The sequence below is a fragment of the Salegentibacter maritimus genome, assembly GCF_016236915.1.
Classification (GTDB): Bacteria; Bacteroidota; Bacteroidia; order Flavobacteriales; family Flavobacteriaceae; genus Salegentibacter; species Salegentibacter maritimus.
Genome location: NZ_JAEHOK010000008.1, coordinates 18,768 through 34,556, shown reverse-complemented (window position 1 = coordinate 34,556; position 15,789 = coordinate 18,768). Strand labels below are relative to the sequence as shown.

The following is a 15,789-nucleotide window of genomic DNA, read 5'->3' as shown; positions in this document are numbered from 1 at the left end:
AAATATTAAAATTTACTATCCCAATAGAATAGCAATAAAGCTGTGCTAACGGTATAAAATATAGAAGTCCCCATTTTCTATTTTATCTAAAATTGAACTTATTATTTCAGAATTAAAGTGAACCCCCGGTATCATTATAAATGGGACTCACTGTGACGAAGTCATGATAAATTTTGAAGATTTAAAATACTCTTACCACCCCCCGCAATAGATGAATTTTGAGCATTTTACAAAATGTTCTTCATCTAAACAATTACACTATTAATCTAATATTAAAATTGTGAAGGGGTCTTATTTTATTATTCCATTATCAGTTGTTATTCATTTAATGATTATCAATCTGAGTTTGTATTTTCTAACACCCGAAACTTATACCGAAACCTTGGCTATAAGTATCAATATTTCCTGGTTGTTAATAGGTGTTGGGCTAAATTTTTACAGCATTGATAGAAAAGAGAAATTTAGACATAAATTTCACAAGTTTTTACGGCACTTTTTTGTTTTTGTGCTTTCTTACTTTAGTGTATTAGCTTTCCTAAAGATTGACTTTGATCCGAAAAAACAAATTTTAGTTTTATTGTCGTTGTTGTTTTTCCTGTTGTTTTACAGGTGGTTCTTTTTTGAGATTAGAAAATTCTATCGTCAGGGTGGTGGTAACTCATTGAAAGTGATAATTCTAGGAAATGACTCGAATCTAACTCGGCTTGAGAATATTTTTAATGATCCGGATTATGGGTATAGATACCTGGGGTATTTCCACAATAAAAAAGAAAAGCGGGCTGTAGGTAATTATCTTGGTAGTTTTGAAGATTGTTTTCGTTTTATAATAAATCAGGAGGTAGATGAGATTTATTGTTCAGTTAGCCGATTTTCTAAAGAAGAACTGCTTAGAATTAGAGCGTTTTCAGACAATCACTTAGCTAAATTAAAATTAATTCCAGATAATAAAGGGGTTTATTCAAGTTCTATGGAATTTGAAATTTTTGAAAACTTGCCCATTCTTAATTTAAGAAAATCCCCACTTGAAAAAAACTATGCAAAATATGGTAAGCGCATTTTTGATATAGTCTTTTCATCTTTTGTAATTATATGTATTCTTTCATGGTTAATACCACTGCTTTTTATACTAAACCTTTTTGAGTCTAAAGGGCCGGTTATCTTTAAGCAATTACGTCACGGGAAAGACAAAAAGATTTTTTGGTGCTATAAGTTTAGGTCTATGGCCGTAAATACTGAGGCTAATAGTAAAATGTGTACACGTAATGATTTAAGAGTAACTAAAATTGGAAAATTTCTGAGAAAGACCAGCATAGACGAATTACCACAATTTATAAACGTGTTTCTTGGCGATATGAGTGTGGTTGGTCCCAGGCCCCATATGGAGCTTCATACCATAGAGTACGAGCATAATGTAGATAAATACCTGGTAAGGCATTTTGCAAAACCCGGTATAACCGGCTTAGCCCAGGTAAGGGGATATCGGGGCGAAATTATAAGAAAATCAGATATTATTAATAGAACCCGAATGGATATTTTTTACCTGGAAAAATGGACGGCATTATTAGACCTGAAAATTATTTACCAAACTATTTATAATTGTTTTTACGGCGAAGAAAAAGCTTATTAAATGTTAGCAATCCTTTTTATAAAATTAGTCACCTCCTATGAAAAATTCAACTTCACCCTTAGCGCTTGTCCCTAAAAAAAGCTTTCAATTGAAGATATTAATCTTTATCTCCATAATTTCACTAAGCTCTTGCGTGAATGTTAAGAAAGCCACCTATTTTAATGATATTCCCGATACCGAATTCAGGTCTAGATTTGAAAATATGGAACCTGTAATTCAGGAAAACGATTTGCTTAGTATCTCGGTTAGTAGTTTAAACCCTGAAGCTACCGAAGTTTTTAATGCATCTAATGTTTCGGTAACGCAAACTTCAACAGCTACAGGAACTACTACTCAGGCTTCAGGTTACCTGGTAGACCACGAGGGATTTATTAGGTTTCCAATTTTGGGTAGCCTAAAAGCAGCAGGAAAAACAAAACAGCAATTACGGGAAGAAATAACAGAAGAATTAATAGACCGAAAACTTTTATTAGAACCAATAGTAGACGTTAGGTACCTAAATTACCGGGTTTCAGTATTGGGAGAAGTAAAGAATCCATCGGTTGTGACTATTCCTAGCGAAAAAGTAACCTTACTAGAAGCATTGGGACTTGCCGGAGATCTTACCGTTTATGCAAAACGCGACAATATTTTGCTAATACGGGAAGAAGGAAATGTAAAAAAGTTAGTCCGGCTTGACTTAACTTCGGAAGAAATATTTACATCGCCATATTATCACCTTAAATCTAATGATATTATTTATGTGGAAGCTAACAAATCTAAGGTCGCTTCTACAAGTAGAATCAATCAATGGTTACCTATTATCATTAGTACCCTCTCCCTCGCTGTCATTGCTTTTGACAGGTTCCTATAATTAAATAGCAAAGCCATGAAATACAATTCTAAAACCGGAAAAGAGGATAATCTTTTCAGGTACATCATAAAAACATTTTTTCCTTTTTGGCCTTTATTCCTGGTGCTTGTTGTGGTTTGTGTTGCCGCAGCCTGGGGGTATTTAAAATATACCACTCCGGTTTATGAGGCATCTGCTTCCATTATGATTAAGGACGAAAAGAAGGGGGTAGATGATTCTAAAATAATGGAAAGTATAAATCCTTTTGATTCTAAAAAGATTGTTGAGAATGAAATTGAAGTTTTAAAGTCCAGGGATTTAATGAAAGGCGTAGTGAAAAACCTGGGGCTTTATGCGCCTATTTATGAAGATGCCGGAATTAAAACGAAATCGGCTTATACTTCCAGCCCAATTAAAGTGATTGTTGAAAATCCTGAGAAGATAGGCTTTGCAGATGAAGAACCTGAAAAGCATTTTTTTGAATATAATTTTAAGAAAGAAAAGGTTATTTATTTAGGAAAGGAGTATAGTTTGAATACGTGGTTAAATATTTCTGGTGGGCATAGTATTATGTTTACCAGGAATGAAAACGTCAATAAAACAGCACAAGACCCTTTGTTTTTTTATTTATTGAATCCTAAAATAATTACTGCAGGTTTAATTGATGAATTAGATATAAGTACTTCCAATAAGCTTTCATCGGTAGTTAATTTAAGCATAAAGGATCAGGTACCAGAAAAAGCCGAAGATATTCTTAACCAATTAATTTGGCAGTATAATCAAAAGATTGTTCAGGACCAGAATGAACTTGCGTTAAATACAATGACTTTTATAGATGAAAGAATAGAAAATGTAGAAGAAGATTTAGCCGAGCTTGAGTATAAAATACAGGAATATAAATCGAACCAGGGGGTAATAGATTTGAGTGAGCAAGGTAGGTTATACCTTGAAGATGTTGGTGAGAACGATAAGCAAATTTCAGAACTGGAGCTTCAGTTGGCGGTATTAAATAATGTTGAAAACTATGTAATCTCAAAAGGTAGCGCCGGGGGAATGGTTCCTTCTACACTTGGAATTAGCGATCCCATATTATCGCAGCTTATAGAGAAGCTGTATGACCTTGAAGTAGAATATGAAAGATTAAAGAAAACAACTGGGGAGAATAATCCGATTTTAATTTCTATTTCTAATCAAATATCTAAAATAAGGCCCAGTATATTAGAAAACGTAAAAAGTCAAAGACAGAATTTAGAGTCAAGGCTAAGTAGCTTAAATTCTAACAATATAAGGTTTAACTCTACTTTGAGGAATATTCCGGGAAAGGAAAGAACCCTTTTGGAAATAAATAGACGAAAAGCAATTAAGAATAATTTGTTCTCTTATCTTCTGCAAAAGAGGGAAGAAGCAGCCCTGGCCAATGTGCCAACAAATGAAAATAGTGCGATGATTGATAAAGCTGAGGCTTCTATAAAACCGGTAAGCCCTAAGCCACTTTTCACCTATTTAATTGCGATGTTTCTTGCTGTGGGAGCAGGTAGTGGGTATGTGGTTGGAAAAGAAATTCTTAGCGGCAAAGTTTTGTATAGGTCAGATATTGAGGATCACACCAAAATACCGGTGATTGCAGAACTGTTTTACGCTAAAAACTCAAAGGCGAAGAAATTTACAAAACCAAAGGAGTTTGTGCTAATAGAACAGTTTAGGCAGTTGGGTGCGCGGCTGGGCTTATACCGTCAGGATATTCATGATAAGAGAATATTGGTAACCTCTGGAATTTCTGGGGAAGGGAAGAGTTTTGTGAGTTCTAATTTGGCTTTTAGCCTGGCTCAAACCGGAAGGCGGGTAGCGCTTGTTGATATGGATTTCAGAAAACATCATACATCAGAATTATTTGATGTATCTAATTCTAGCGGAATTATTGGTTACTTAAAAGGTGAAGAAACTTATAAAAATATTATTCATCCCTCTAAGGTTAACCCCAACCTTTTTGTAATTGGTACCGGAGCCAAAGCAGATGATTATACTGAAATTCTCCTAAACGGAAACCTGGCTTCTTTAGTGGATACACTGTCTAATGATTTCGAATATGTTATTATAGATACTGCTCCTGTAAATATTTTGGCCGAAGTAAACCTTATAGCAGAGTTTTGCGAAAAAACCTTATTGGTTATAAGGCATGGCTATACTTCAAAAGAATCTCTTAAAAGGCTGGACGAATCTGCAGGCATACAGGCCCTTAAAAATGTTTCTATAGTTTTTAATGGTCTAAAAAATAGAGGAATGATTGAAACCGATTATGGCTATGGTTATGATTTAAAACATAGAATGGCTTCTTATGCTAAACAATAGCGAAAGCAATACGATTCTATGGATACTTCTAATTAACCAGAACTATAAAGAATAATAGCCAGAATTTTGATTTTGGTTTCTCGTATGATAAAAAAAATCCTGGGTAATATAGTATTTAAAAATTTCTCCTACCTAACCATAGGTACTATTATAGCTCAACTTATAAGTTTGGTTACGGTACTTAAAATTACCAGTATTTTAAATCCTGATGATTATGGCCTGTTTACTTTTCTTATAGCTCAGGGAATGCTGTTATTAAGAATTGGGGATTTAGGAAATAGAAATATTGTAATAAGAACCATTGCCAGAGATTCATCACATACTAATGATTTATTGGTTAATGGGGCAATTCTAAGGGTACTGGCCATAATGGCTCTATCGTTTATTTACTACATTTATAATTATTACTTCGGAAGTTTATCGTTTAATAACCTGTTTTTAATTTTTGTTTTCTCGCTGTTTGGTTGCTTTGCAAATTTATTTGAATTAATCTTTCATGGAAATCAAAAAATGCTGCCTTCTGCGGTTATTAATCTAACCTATAGCCTTATTTGGTTTGTAATTGTATTTTTTATTCTCGACGAAGGCATAAGTATTAGCTTTATTTTTTTGCTTTATATTTCAATAACACTGGTAAAGGCTATTCTTTACTTAGCTTTTATTAAATATTATAAGTTATTTAAAGGCAAGGTTCAGAACTTTAGGGTTTCTGCTAAGCAAATAATTAAGGAAAGTTGGCCGTATTTTGCGATGATTCTTATTCTATTGCCTTTAACCAGTCTTGCCAATAATTTTTTAGATATAAATTCTACCAACAACGAAATTGGATATTTTAATTTATCTGAAAGATTGTTAGGCCCTATATCACTGGTAGTGGGAATGTCTCTAAGTGCTATATTTCCAAATTTATCGGCCATGTGGAGTAATAACAGGTCTAGATTCTATAAGTATTTATCTATTGGTTTTGGGGTGTATATGATTGCCTCTATGCTTATTTGCTTCATATTTACCCTTTTCTCTAAAGAAATAGTGATATTATTATTCCCTGATGGATACTTACCCGCAATTAAAGTCTGCCAAATGCAGGTGTGGTATTTATTTTTTACATCGGTAGATAGTATGGTAGGTGTAGTACTGGGAGCAGCAAATAAAGAAAAGCTTATTTTAAGATTTAGTATTGTTTACTTTCTAGTATGTACTCCCGTACTCTTTTTTAGTAGTAAATATGGTGCGCTTGGAATTTCTTATGGCTATGTAGTTTCTTACGGTGCCTGTTTAATTTATGTATGGCTCACATTTAAAAAATCTTTAAATATAAAGATTAAGTACGACCTTAGAATTTGGTTACTCGCTATAAGCTTATTTGTAATATCATATTATCTAGCTTCAGGGATATCTTTATTCTATAAATTAATAATATGCTTTACTATTTTAAGCTTATTGCTTCCATATTCTTTTAAAATCTATAAGCCTTTATTTGTTAAATGAAAAGACATTTTGAAATAGCTTTTGTTTTTCTGCTGATTATTATTTCATTAAAATTTTTTGATGCACGGTTTTTAGATAATAGTCTTCTTAATTATTTATTGTTTTTAACCCTTATAGTTACAGTTTTTATTTCTGTTCCCTATGTATTACCGACTAATAAAGGATTTGTTTTTCCTGTGCAGTTATTGCTTATAGCTATGTTTATTTCTATAATAATGGCGGGCTTATATTGGGATCAAAGCTTGTTGGATAGTCTAATAGCAGTAGCACCATATTTAATTGTATTTATTTTTTTTTATTTATGGCATATTCAATTTCCCGTAAATATTCTAGAAAAAATAATTGTATTTTATGGTTCACTGTACATCCTTTTATACGTATTCGAGTTTATAACCAGTGGCACCGTTTATTTTGGAAAACCGCTGTGGGGAGATGAATTTTTAGTTTCTCGCGGAATTACAAGAATTATATTTCCGGGAGGTGGTGTGTTTGTTTTAACCAGTTTTATTGCGATTAATAAATTAACCTCCCAGGATAAAAACAAGTGGTTTTGGCTGCTTTTAGCAATTGCCGGAATTGTTATCCCGGTAATGCAGGTAACACGGCAATTTATAGTGGGAATACTTTTAATTTATCTATATCACGTAATAAGAAGTATTAGAACTTGGAAGAAATTAGTGGTATTTGCTTCTTTGGTTAGCATTATAATTTTTCTACAATATGTAAACCATCCAATTATTGATGGATTAATAGACTCTACCCGTAATGATGCTAATTTAGGTTCAAATTATATTCGTGTTTTGGCGGGAGAATTTTTTTTAACCGATTTCTCTCCGAATTTAAGCACTCAAATTTTGGGAAATGGGGTGCCGTATTTTGGAGTTTCAAATTTTGGCCTGTATGTAGATAGTTTAGGGGTAACACAGGAATATTTTTTATCTGATGTAGGTATTATAGCAGTCTATGTTATGTTTGGTGTACTCGCCATTATAGCCTACTTACTTATTTTTATAAAAAGTTTTATAATTCCGCTTCCGGGAAATTTTCAATACTTAAAATACTATTTGTGGTTTATGCTTTTAACCAGTTTAACCTGGTATACTACTTACCACTATCACTATTTAATAATTACGGTTTACGTGCTATATATGTACCAGGCCGTTTATCTAGGGCAGGGAAATGGTAAATCACGAGAGCCAGAGCCAGCCAAAGAGATAGATCGTGAAATGATGATTTCCAAATGAAAAATCCGGTTTTAACAGTAGCAATGCCAACCTATAATGCCGAAAGGTATATTGGTGAAGCTATAGAAAGTGTGCTTAATCAAACATTCAGGGATTTTGAATTGCTAATAATTAATGATGGCTCTTTAGATGATACCCATAGCGTAGTTTCTTTATATAAAGATGCACGTATTAGATTGATTAATCTTGAAGAAAACAGAGGGGTAGCCCACTGTAGAAATCTTGCTTTGCAGGAGGCCAGGGGCGAATTTATTGCCTGGACAGATAGTGATGATCTTAACGAACCTACCCGATTTGAAAAACAACTGAATTTTCTACAAAATAACTTAGATTTTGGCGGCTGTGGTACCTGGCTTTCCAGGTTTAAAGACTCTAAAACGTATTATGTAACAAAGGCTTTTAAAAGTTCTGAAAAGATAAAAGTATCACTTCTATTTAAACCGGCCAGTGTTCCAAATGCAACCGCAATGCTTAGGTTATCGGAAATAAAAAAGTACAATTTAAAATATGATGAGGGGCTTCAAATAAGTGAGGATTACGATTTTATTTTTAATTGCTCTCAATATTTAAAGTTTTCTAATATCCAGGAAGTTCTATATCATTATCGCGATTCTGAAACCAGTATTATGAAATCCTTTGAAGATAGAGAAGAACAAACTTTTCATATTTTAAAAACAGTTTATAAGAAGGCTTTGGCAAATTTGGATATTCGTGCTTCCGAATATGAATTGCGTTTACATCATGCTATTTGTTCAAGAAAAATTTTCTCTAAGTTTTCTCATTTTCAGGAATGTTGTTCGTGGTTAGAAAACTTACAGCTTGCGAATCATCAAAAAATGGTATATGATACTCAGGTATTTAATGATATTGTGGCCGAGCAATTTTTCTTTTTGTCTAAAAAAGCTTCTGGTTTTGGTTTAAAGACCTTATCCTTCTTCATTAAAAAATCACGAAAAAATCGGTGGTCTATAAAACCAATAGCCTATTCTAAGCTAGCCCTTAGATGTGTTTTGAAATATGATAAATTTGAATTTAAATTAACATGAAAAACTTATGGAAAGTTTCATTTAAGAGGAAATATTAGTTTTTTGATGATTAATATAATGATCTAATTTGTTGAGAATAGCACTATCCTGTGCAACATCAAATTTTCTTGCAAATAGATAATTTTTACTGGCTTGTTTTAATTCTTCAAAATCATTTTCTTTAAAAGTTACCGGTAATTCAACATCATTTCTGAGCCAGTTAGTATAGGTATTTGTAGTTTTTATTTGCTCTTTTTCTTTTAGTTTATTTACAATACTCGCAAATAAAGTTTCATCGGGAACATGGGTATAAGCATGGTACTCTAAAAGGTCTGGGTTTTTCTTTAAATAATTAATTATTTCAATAGCTGTTTCCACGGGGAGGGCCCACCAGGTGTCACCGCCTTTAGGTTCCAGGTAATTTGGATGAATTCTTTTAGGCTTAAATACTGTATTAACTGTAGTTGTAAAACCAAGGTTTCTTAGTAGATAAAATATGTGTTTAAAATTACGAAGTGTTAAGAACCTGGAGTCGAAAATAGGAAAGATGCCTCTGTTTAAACGTTTATTGGGAAGGTGGAAATTATATCTTTCAAATCTATTTGCCCATTCCGGCCAAATATCTTTAATCTCTTCCGCTACAATGTAATTATTTCCATAATTTGATTGATAAAAATTATAGATGTGTTCATTATTATTAAGTGGATAATCCTGCCCAGATAGAAGCACACAATAAGTATTGGAAGTGAATTTTTTAATTACCTTATTAAGAAGAAGAAGTGTGACTTTACAGATCCCAATACTGGACCAGGGCGTTATCATTCTCTTTTCTTCTTCAATGAAGAAAACATTTTTATAATTTATAAATGCCTGTTTAAAGGGAACATCATCTGCAGTTTTGTCTATATGAACAAAAAAATAAACATTTTCTGCATCTAGTTTTTTTACCATTCTATGAAACTGAGATGGATTTTTGTGAGCGAGAATTAGGTAGCTTATGTTCATGGGGATTACTCTAAAGGCAATAGGTTTTATAATTTAATTACTTCTTTTCACTTAAGTAGGCGCTTTGGTAAGCTATTTAAATTTATAAAAAAAAGGGGGCTATCTCAAATTATTTCTCTGATTAATAATAAGATATGATTTCCTTATTTAAGGTTTTTGTATAATTATATAGATACCTGAACACTGAATTAAACATGTTAGAAATAGATACGGTTGGTGAATTTCGGCTAATACTAAGGCACTTTTAATTTGAAAAAGGAAAAGAAAAAAATACTTATACTGGGGTCTGCGCAGTTTGGTTATTCTACAACAACCTATAAATATTGTGAATTTGCTAGGCATGATTTTGATATAACCTATGTAGGTTGGGATTACAAATTACCAAAAATAGAATTATCTCTTGTTAAAGTGAAATATGTAAGCAGAAAGGGCAACCTGTTAAAAAGAAATTTTAAACTTTTAAAGGCTTTTTATAAAGAGATTTCGCTGGGATATAACCTTGTGCTAACAACTTATGTAAGAGGAATTTCTTTGGTGAAACTTCTAAATCCGGGAGCTAACGTTTTAATGTATGTAGATACTTTTGGCGTGATGCCAAATGCCAGCAAAAGATATGTCTATGATCTTATGCTAAAATTTGAAACCTCTTTCTTTAAAAATGTAGCAGTGATTAATAGTGGGCTCGGCAAACTTTTAAATAGAAACAAATATGAGATACTTCCGCTGGGTGGGGCAGTCTTCAATACAAATCATAAGTCTTTTGATAGCCTAAAACTATTATACGTGGGCACTTTTGATAATAGAAATATGATAGACTGCGTGAAAGGTTTCCACAAATTCCTGGAGAGAACAGGTTATAAGAATGATAGTATTAAGTTTGAAATTATTGGGGACGGGCCAAATAACGAATTAGAAGAACTAAAGGCTTATGTAGAATCTTACAGGCTTTCACCTTATATAAGTATACTGGGGTATATACCTCAAAAAGATTTAAAACCTTATTTTGAGAATGCAAATATAGGTGTGTCTTATGTGCCCATATTGCCATATTACGAATATCAAACCCCCACCAAAACTTTTGAATATTTAATTTCCGGTTTGCCCGTAATCGCAACCGCGACTTTTGAAAATAAGAAAATTATTAGACCCTGGTCTGGTGTTATTGTTAAGGATAACCCTAATTCGTTTTGTGAAGGAATTATAAAGCTTCAGGAGAATAAAAAGGAGTTTTGTAGTGAAAGAATTATAAAAGCATATTCCAACAATACCTGGGAGAATGCCGTGAAAAATCATTTTATTCCTTTGGTGAGAAAGCTTGCCAATTAGCTTTCTTAAGAAGAAAGTAACAGATAATTATAGACCTTTTGAGAAATAATATTAAAAATTTTTACGCCTCAATTATTTCCAGGTTGCTTATTCTTTTTGGGCTTTCAAAAAGGCTTAAAAACAAGGCGCTTCGTGGGGAATTTATAATTTCGATTTACTTTCATGCACCAGATGCCTCCCTATTTGAGTTTTGCATTAAATGGTTAAAAAAAAACAAATTTATTTTTCTATCTGAAAAAGATATTGTGGCCATTGCAAATAACAAGAAACCCTTTCCAAAGAGCGCAGTGGTTATAACTGTAGATGATGGCTGGTTAAGCAATGAAAAAAATGTTATTGAAATAGCCCAAAAACACCAGGTGCCCATTACAATTTTTGTAGCTACAGATGCTATTGAAAATGGGAATTATTGGTGGCCATATATTACAAAAGCCCAGGATTTAGGAATGGATTTTCCTTCCGTCAAAAAGTTAAAGCAAGTTTCAAATAAGGAACGAGAAAGATTAGTAGCCAAAGTAAAAAAGAAAATTAGTTTAGAAAGGCAGGCTTTAGATTTATCGCAACTAAAAAAGGCATCATATTCCAGGTATATAAATATAGGTGCCCACACGGTTCACCATCCTATTCTTATAAATTGTGAAGATGGGGAGTCTTTCAGGGAGATTAAGAATTCTAAGTTTCAAATTGAAAAATGGTTAAACAGGCAGGTTTTTTCTTTCGCCTATCCTAATGGAGATTATTCCGAAAGGGAAATCAATTATTTAAAAAAGCTAAATTTTTCTTCAGCGTACACTACAAAGCCAGACTACCTTACTAAAGAAAAGCTTCAGAAAATTTATGAACTACCGCGATTCTGCATTTATGAAGGAATATCTGAAGCTGAAGCTATTTGCCGAATGATGGGGATATGGCAGCGGTTTTTTAAAGATTAATAATTATAAAATACCATTCTGTAGAAGTTTATGAATGTTCTATATGTAACCAATATGTATCCTTCAGAAGCTACACCTTTTGAAGGAGTGTTCATCAAAGAACAGGTTGAGTATTGTCATAAAGTATATGGTATCAACTATAAACTGTTTGTTATTGATCGTTCCCGGCACAAATATTTAAATTATTTCAGCAGTATTTTTAAAATTAAGAATATTATTTCTAAAGGTAATTTCGACCTTATTCATATACATTTTGGCCTGGCCGGGATTTTCTTACTACTAAATCCTTTAATTAAAGTACCTGTAATTGTAACCTTTCATGGTAGCGATATAATTTCATTTAAAAAAAGGGAGGGATTAATGCAGAAAATTAGCCACATGGTTGCTGCCAGGGCCGATAAGATTATTATTCTAAATGATAAAATGGCCTCTAAACTCGGGAAATATCAAAATAAATCGGTTAAAATTCCCTGCGGGATAAATACAAAAATATTTAAAGTAGCACGTAATAACTTAAAGAACAAAAAACTAGTAATTGGATTCCCTTCAGATAGAAACAGGGAAGTGAAAAATTACCCTTTGTTTAAAGCAGTGGTCAATATTTTGCTTGAAAAGGGATTTCAAATAGAAACTTTAGAATTTGCCAATTTCAGTAGAATAGAAATGGCTCAAAATTTAAGCCGATTAGACTGTCTCTTAATGACCTCCTTTAGTGAAGGCTCTCCCCAAATTGTTAAAGAAGCTATGGTTTGTGGTGTACCCATTGTTACCACCAGGGTAGGGGATGTAGCAAATTTATTAAATGGAGTAAAAAACTGTGCCGTAGTAGATTCTTTTGATGCTTGCCTGCTGGCAGAAAAAGTATGTGAAATACTAAAATTAGCTCCCAAAGACAGGTTTACTAATGGTAGTGAAAAGATAACACAGTTGGCTTTGAACCAAGAAAAAGTTTGTTCTAATATTTATGATGTCTACCAAAGCCTTTTGGTTCAATAAATCAGCTTGCGGCAAATCAGGGCTTTTTAAGACGATTTTTCCATTAAAAATTTGAACTTATGAGAGATAAAAGGAAAAAAATTATACTTATTTGTTCTGATGGGGGGCACCTTGCTCAAATTTTAGAGTTAAGGGATATGTTCCTAAATTACAATTACCTAATTGTTACAGAAAAGTCTCCGGCTACAATTCCATTAAAAGAAAAGTATAATATTAAATACTTAAAAGGTAGGTCTAAAGGGCAAAAAAGAAATCTATCTTTTATTTTTAGTTTACTTGTAAATACTTTTCTCTCCCTAAAAATTTTAATGCAGCATTATCCTAAAGTTATTATTACAACCGGAAGTCATACAGCCATTCCCATGTGTTTTTTAGGGAAATTGGTAGGAGCTAAGATTATTTGGATTCTTAGCTACGCCAGAATAAATTCAAGGGCTTTTTCGGCAGATATAATTTATCCGATAGCCAATAAATTTATAGTTCAATGGCCGGGAGTACAGAAATTTTATAAGAAAGCCATCTATCTTGGAGGGATATATTAATTATTCAGACTAACATTTTTACTATGATACTAGTACTATTGGGCACTTTTCCAACTGCTTTTAAACGGCCACTTGTTGAAATAGACAGGCTTTGTAAAGATGGCATTATAAACGAAAAGGTAATTGTACAAAGCGGGCATACCCGGTTTGATTCGAACTATTTAGACATGCGACCTTTTATTGCCCCCGATGAGTTGACCGGACTCTATAAACAAGCCCGACTTGTAATTACACAGGCCGGTACCGGATCTTTAATTAAAGGAATGAAGCTGCAAAAAAAGATAATTGCTATTCCCAGACTGGCAAAATATAAAGAAGTGGTAGATAACCATCAGAAAGAGATACTACAAGAGTTTACCAAACAGAATTATATCTTACCCTGGACCGAAGATATGGCTTTGGAGGACATACTACCCAAAGTAGATGCTTTTGAGCCAACAACCTACGTTTCCACGAAGCAAAATATAATAGATCATTTAGAAGAATATATCGATTCTTTGTAAAGATTTATAACCTTAAATAATTAGAACCTTATGATAAAAGTCGGCTTAATAGGTGCGGGAAAAATGGGCATCTCTCATTTAACAATTTTAGGTGCTCATCCAGATGTAGAGGTGGTTGGGGTATGTGAAACTTCTAAACTTGTGCTTAGTGCACTGGAGAAATATAGTAGCTTCAGCTGTTATACAGACTATCAACTAATGCTGGAAGAGGAAAAACCCGATGCAGTATTTGTAGCTACACCTACCAAATTTCATTTTGATTTAGTGAAAGAACTTTTAGCCAGAAACATTCACGTTTTTGTTGAAAAACCTTTCTGCTTAAGTTCGGAACAAGGACTGGAGCTAGCTAGCCTGGCATCGAAGAAAAATGTAGTAAACCAGGTAGGTTATCACAATAAATTTATAGGCACTTTTAAAGAAGTCAAGAAATTGGTAGAAAATGGTGCCATAGGAGAGATTAACCATTTTCTGGGTGAGGCCTATGGGCCGGTGGTTACAAAGAAGAAAGAAGGAACCTGGCGTTCTAACCCAACCGAAGGCGGAGGCTGCCTAATGGATTATGCCTCTCACGTAATAGATCTTATTAACGATATTCTATCGCCTGTAACAGCCTGTAAAGGAAGTATTCTAAAATCTGTTTACTCCAAAAAAGTAGAGGATGCCGTCTATGCTATATTGGAGCTTTCCAATAAAACCACCGGAGTACTTTCTGTAAACTGGAGCGACGAAACTTACAGAAAAATGTCTACTTCAATTACCATAAATGGCAATAAAGGAAAAATAATATCTGATGCCAACGAACTAAAAGTCTATTTTAAAGAAAATCAATGCCCTACAGGCTACTCTAAAGGTTGGAATGTAAAATATGTAACCGATTTAACCGAGCCGGTAAATTTTTACCTCAGAGGAGAAGAATATTCAGCACAGGTCGATTATTTTATAAAAGCCGTAAAGGGAACGGTTCCTAATAATGTAAATAACTTTCAAAGTGCCTGGCTTACCGATAGGGCTATTTCAATAATAAGGAATCAAAACTAAAATAGGATGGATAGAATATTATACGGAGACAATCAGTTTTTTGCGGTAAATCATATTTCTGATGCCAAATCTATGGCGCAATCTATAAAATTTAAAACCGATGAAGCTATTATAAATACGATAGATGCTGCCAGGGCATCGGGTCTCAATACCTTTATGTGTACAACTCATGATAGAATAGCCAACATTTGTGATATAATTAGGGCTAATCCCGGGAAATATGAAAACTTTAAAATTTATCCTTGTATGCCTTATGCCCATAAATATGCCAATGCCGTAACCGAATTGGGGATTCAAGGTACTATTAAGCAATATGTTCCCGGAAATTTCTTTGGTACCCTATTTAAAGGAGGAATGGCATTTGTATCAAAAGATTTTCTAAAGATTATGGAACTGCTTATCGATGCCGAAATGAAAATGTTTAAAGGAATTAATACCCCGGTTATTTTTCTGCAAAACGTAATCACCGATCTACTCTTAGGGTTGGGAATGGTTGAGGTGTTGAAAGGTTTTTACGATTATATAAAAAATAAATACGATGCAGAGCCCGGATTTATCACTATGAATATGCCCAGGTTGTTAACTATGCTTGAAACCGCCGGAATAACAAATCCTATTATTTGTTTTTCCATGAATAAGCTTAATTTTAGAATGAGTGGAGGAAAAGGTTTATACGAAGAAACACTTAAAATTCGAAAATTTAGGGCCATTGCCATGCAAGTCTTAGGTGGTGGGGCAATCCCTCCCAAAGAAGCCTTAGAATATGTTTGTAAATTTCCTAATATTGAGGCCATTCTTTTTGGAGCATCTTCCAAAGCAAATATTGAAAATACGGTAGCTACAATTCATCATTTTGACAGCCAGAAAGTAAGTTTTTAGATA

Annotated in this window: 14 protein-coding genes; 13 read left to right on the top strand and 1 reads right to left on the bottom strand. The window is 33.3% G+C overall.

The annotated features are described in order from the left end of the window. The first annotated feature begins 280 nt into the window (after window positions 1-280). From I6U49_RS07555 to I6U49_RS07530, 6 genes are all read left to right on the top strand, one after another. Window positions 281-1,627 (top strand): exopolysaccharide biosynthesis polyprenyl glycosylphosphotransferase, encoded by a 1,347-nt coding sequence (locus I6U49_RS07555; RefSeq protein ID WP_198628207.1) that lies wholly within the window; start codon window positions 281-283, stop codon window positions 1,625-1,627. A 37-nt stretch (window positions 1,628-1,664) separates the two neighbouring features. Continuing rightward, window positions 1,665-2,480, top strand: a complete 816-nt coding sequence (locus tag I6U49_RS07550) for a polysaccharide biosynthesis/export family protein (RefSeq protein WP_198628206.1) — start codon at window positions 1,665-1,667, stop codon at window positions 2,478-2,480. A 15-nt stretch (window positions 2,481-2,495) separates the two neighbouring features. Beyond that, window positions 2,496-4,808, top strand: a complete 2,313-nt coding sequence (locus I6U49_RS07545) for a GumC family protein (protein WP_198628205.1) — start codon at window positions 2,496-2,498, stop codon at window positions 4,806-4,808. Between the two features lie 84 nt (window positions 4,809-4,892). After that, window positions 4,893-6,296, top strand: coding sequence for an oligosaccharide flippase family protein (locus I6U49_RS07540; protein ID WP_193710583.1), 1,404 nt, complete (start codon window positions 4,893-4,895; stop codon window positions 6,294-6,296). Further along, a complete protein-coding gene (locus I6U49_RS07535; RefSeq protein WP_198628204.1) occupies window positions 6,293-7,540 on the top strand; it encodes a hypothetical protein in 1,248 nt (415 codons plus the stop codon). Before I6U49_RS07540 ends, I6U49_RS07535 begins: the two co-directional genes overlap by 4 nt. Beyond that, entirely contained in the window at window positions 7,537-8,586 is a 1,050-nt protein-coding gene (locus tag I6U49_RS07530; protein WP_198628203.1) for a glycosyltransferase family 2 protein, read from the top strand. Before I6U49_RS07535 ends, I6U49_RS07530 begins: the two co-directional genes overlap by 4 nt. 21 nt (window positions 8,587-8,607) lie before the next feature. Here the strand turns inward: I6U49_RS07530 and I6U49_RS07525 are convergent, their stop codons facing one another. Continuing rightward, a complete protein-coding gene (locus I6U49_RS07525; protein ID WP_198628202.1) occupies window positions 8,608-9,570 on the bottom strand; it encodes a beta-1,6-N-acetylglucosaminyltransferase in 963 nt (320 codons plus the stop codon). A gap of 249 nt (window positions 9,571-9,819) precedes the next feature. On the opposite strand from I6U49_RS07525, the gene I6U49_RS07520 reads away from it, so the two are divergent. The 7 genes from I6U49_RS07520 to I6U49_RS07490 are packed head-to-tail and all read left to right on the top strand — an operon-like array spanning window position 9,820 to window position 15,786. Then, on the top strand, window positions 9,820-10,896 hold the full coding sequence (locus tag I6U49_RS07520; RefSeq protein WP_198628201.1) for a glycosyltransferase: 1,077 nt from the start codon (window positions 9,820-9,822) through the stop codon (window positions 10,894-10,896). 38 nt (window positions 10,897-10,934) lie between these two features. Then, window positions 10,935-11,828, top strand: a complete 894-nt coding sequence (locus I6U49_RS07515) for a polysaccharide deacetylase family protein (protein WP_198628200.1) — start codon at window positions 10,935-10,937, stop codon at window positions 11,826-11,828. A gap of 30 nt (window positions 11,829-11,858) precedes the next feature. Continuing rightward, a complete protein-coding gene (locus tag I6U49_RS07510; RefSeq protein WP_198628199.1) occupies window positions 11,859-12,824 on the top strand; it encodes a glycosyltransferase family 4 protein in 966 nt (321 codons plus the stop codon). 59 nt (window positions 12,825-12,883) lie between these two features. Further along, window positions 12,884-13,366, top strand: coding sequence for a PssD/Cps14F family polysaccharide biosynthesis glycosyltransferase (gene pssD / locus I6U49_RS07505; protein WP_198628198.1), 483 nt, complete (start codon window positions 12,884-12,886; stop codon window positions 13,364-13,366). A gap of 23 nt (window positions 13,367-13,389) precedes the next feature. Next, on the top strand, window positions 13,390-13,869 hold the full coding sequence (locus tag I6U49_RS07500) for a glycosyltransferase (RefSeq protein ID WP_198628197.1): 480 nt from the start codon (window positions 13,390-13,392) through the stop codon (window positions 13,867-13,869). A gap of 30 nt (window positions 13,870-13,899) precedes the next feature. After that, window positions 13,900-14,907 (top strand): Gfo/Idh/MocA family protein, encoded by a 1,008-nt coding sequence (locus I6U49_RS07495; RefSeq protein WP_198628196.1) that lies wholly within the window; start codon window positions 13,900-13,902, stop codon window positions 14,905-14,907. Window positions 14,908-14,913: 6 nt separating this feature from the next. Next, entirely contained in the window at window positions 14,914-15,786 is an 873-nt protein-coding gene (locus tag I6U49_RS07490; RefSeq protein WP_198628195.1) for a hypothetical protein, read from the top strand. Window positions 15,787-15,789: the final 3 nt, after the last annotated feature.

Bases quoted from the DNA above. Each gene is read 5' to 3' on its own strand.
- I6U49_RS07530 (WP_198628203.1), top strand. From the start codon at position 7,537: ATGAAAAATCCGGTTTTAACAGTAGCAATGCCAACCTATAATGCCGAA.
- I6U49_RS07540 (WP_193710583.1), top strand. From the start codon at position 4,893: ATGATAAAAAAAATCCTGGGTAATATAGTATTTAAAAATTTCTCCTAC.
- I6U49_RS07535 (WP_198628204.1), top strand. From the start codon at position 6,293: ATGAAAAGACATTTTGAAATAGCTTTTGTTTTTCTGCTGATTATTATT.
- I6U49_RS07525 (WP_198628202.1), bottom strand. From the start codon at position 9,570: ATGAACATAAGCTACCTAATTCTCGCTCACAAAAATCCATCTCAGTTT.
- I6U49_RS07490 (WP_198628195.1), top strand. From the start codon at position 14,914: ATGGATAGAATATTATACGGAGACAATCAGTTTTTTGCGGTAAATCAT.
- I6U49_RS07545 (WP_198628205.1), top strand. From the start codon at position 2,496: ATGAAATACAATTCTAAAACCGGAAAAGAGGATAATCTTTTCAGGTAC.
- I6U49_RS07500 (WP_198628197.1), top strand. From the start codon at position 13,390: ATGATACTAGTACTATTGGGCACTTTTCCAACTGCTTTTAAACGGCCA.
- pssD (WP_198628198.1), top strand. From the start codon at position 12,884: ATGAGAGATAAAAGGAAAAAAATTATACTTATTTGTTCTGATGGGGGG.
- I6U49_RS07495 (WP_198628196.1), top strand. From the start codon at position 13,900: ATGATAAAAGTCGGCTTAATAGGTGCGGGAAAAATGGGCATCTCTCAT.
- I6U49_RS07550 (WP_198628206.1), top strand. From the start codon at position 1,665: ATGAAAAATTCAACTTCACCCTTAGCGCTTGTCCCTAAAAAAAGCTTT.
- I6U49_RS07510 (WP_198628199.1), top strand. From the start codon at position 11,859: ATGAATGTTCTATATGTAACCAATATGTATCCTTCAGAAGCTACACCT.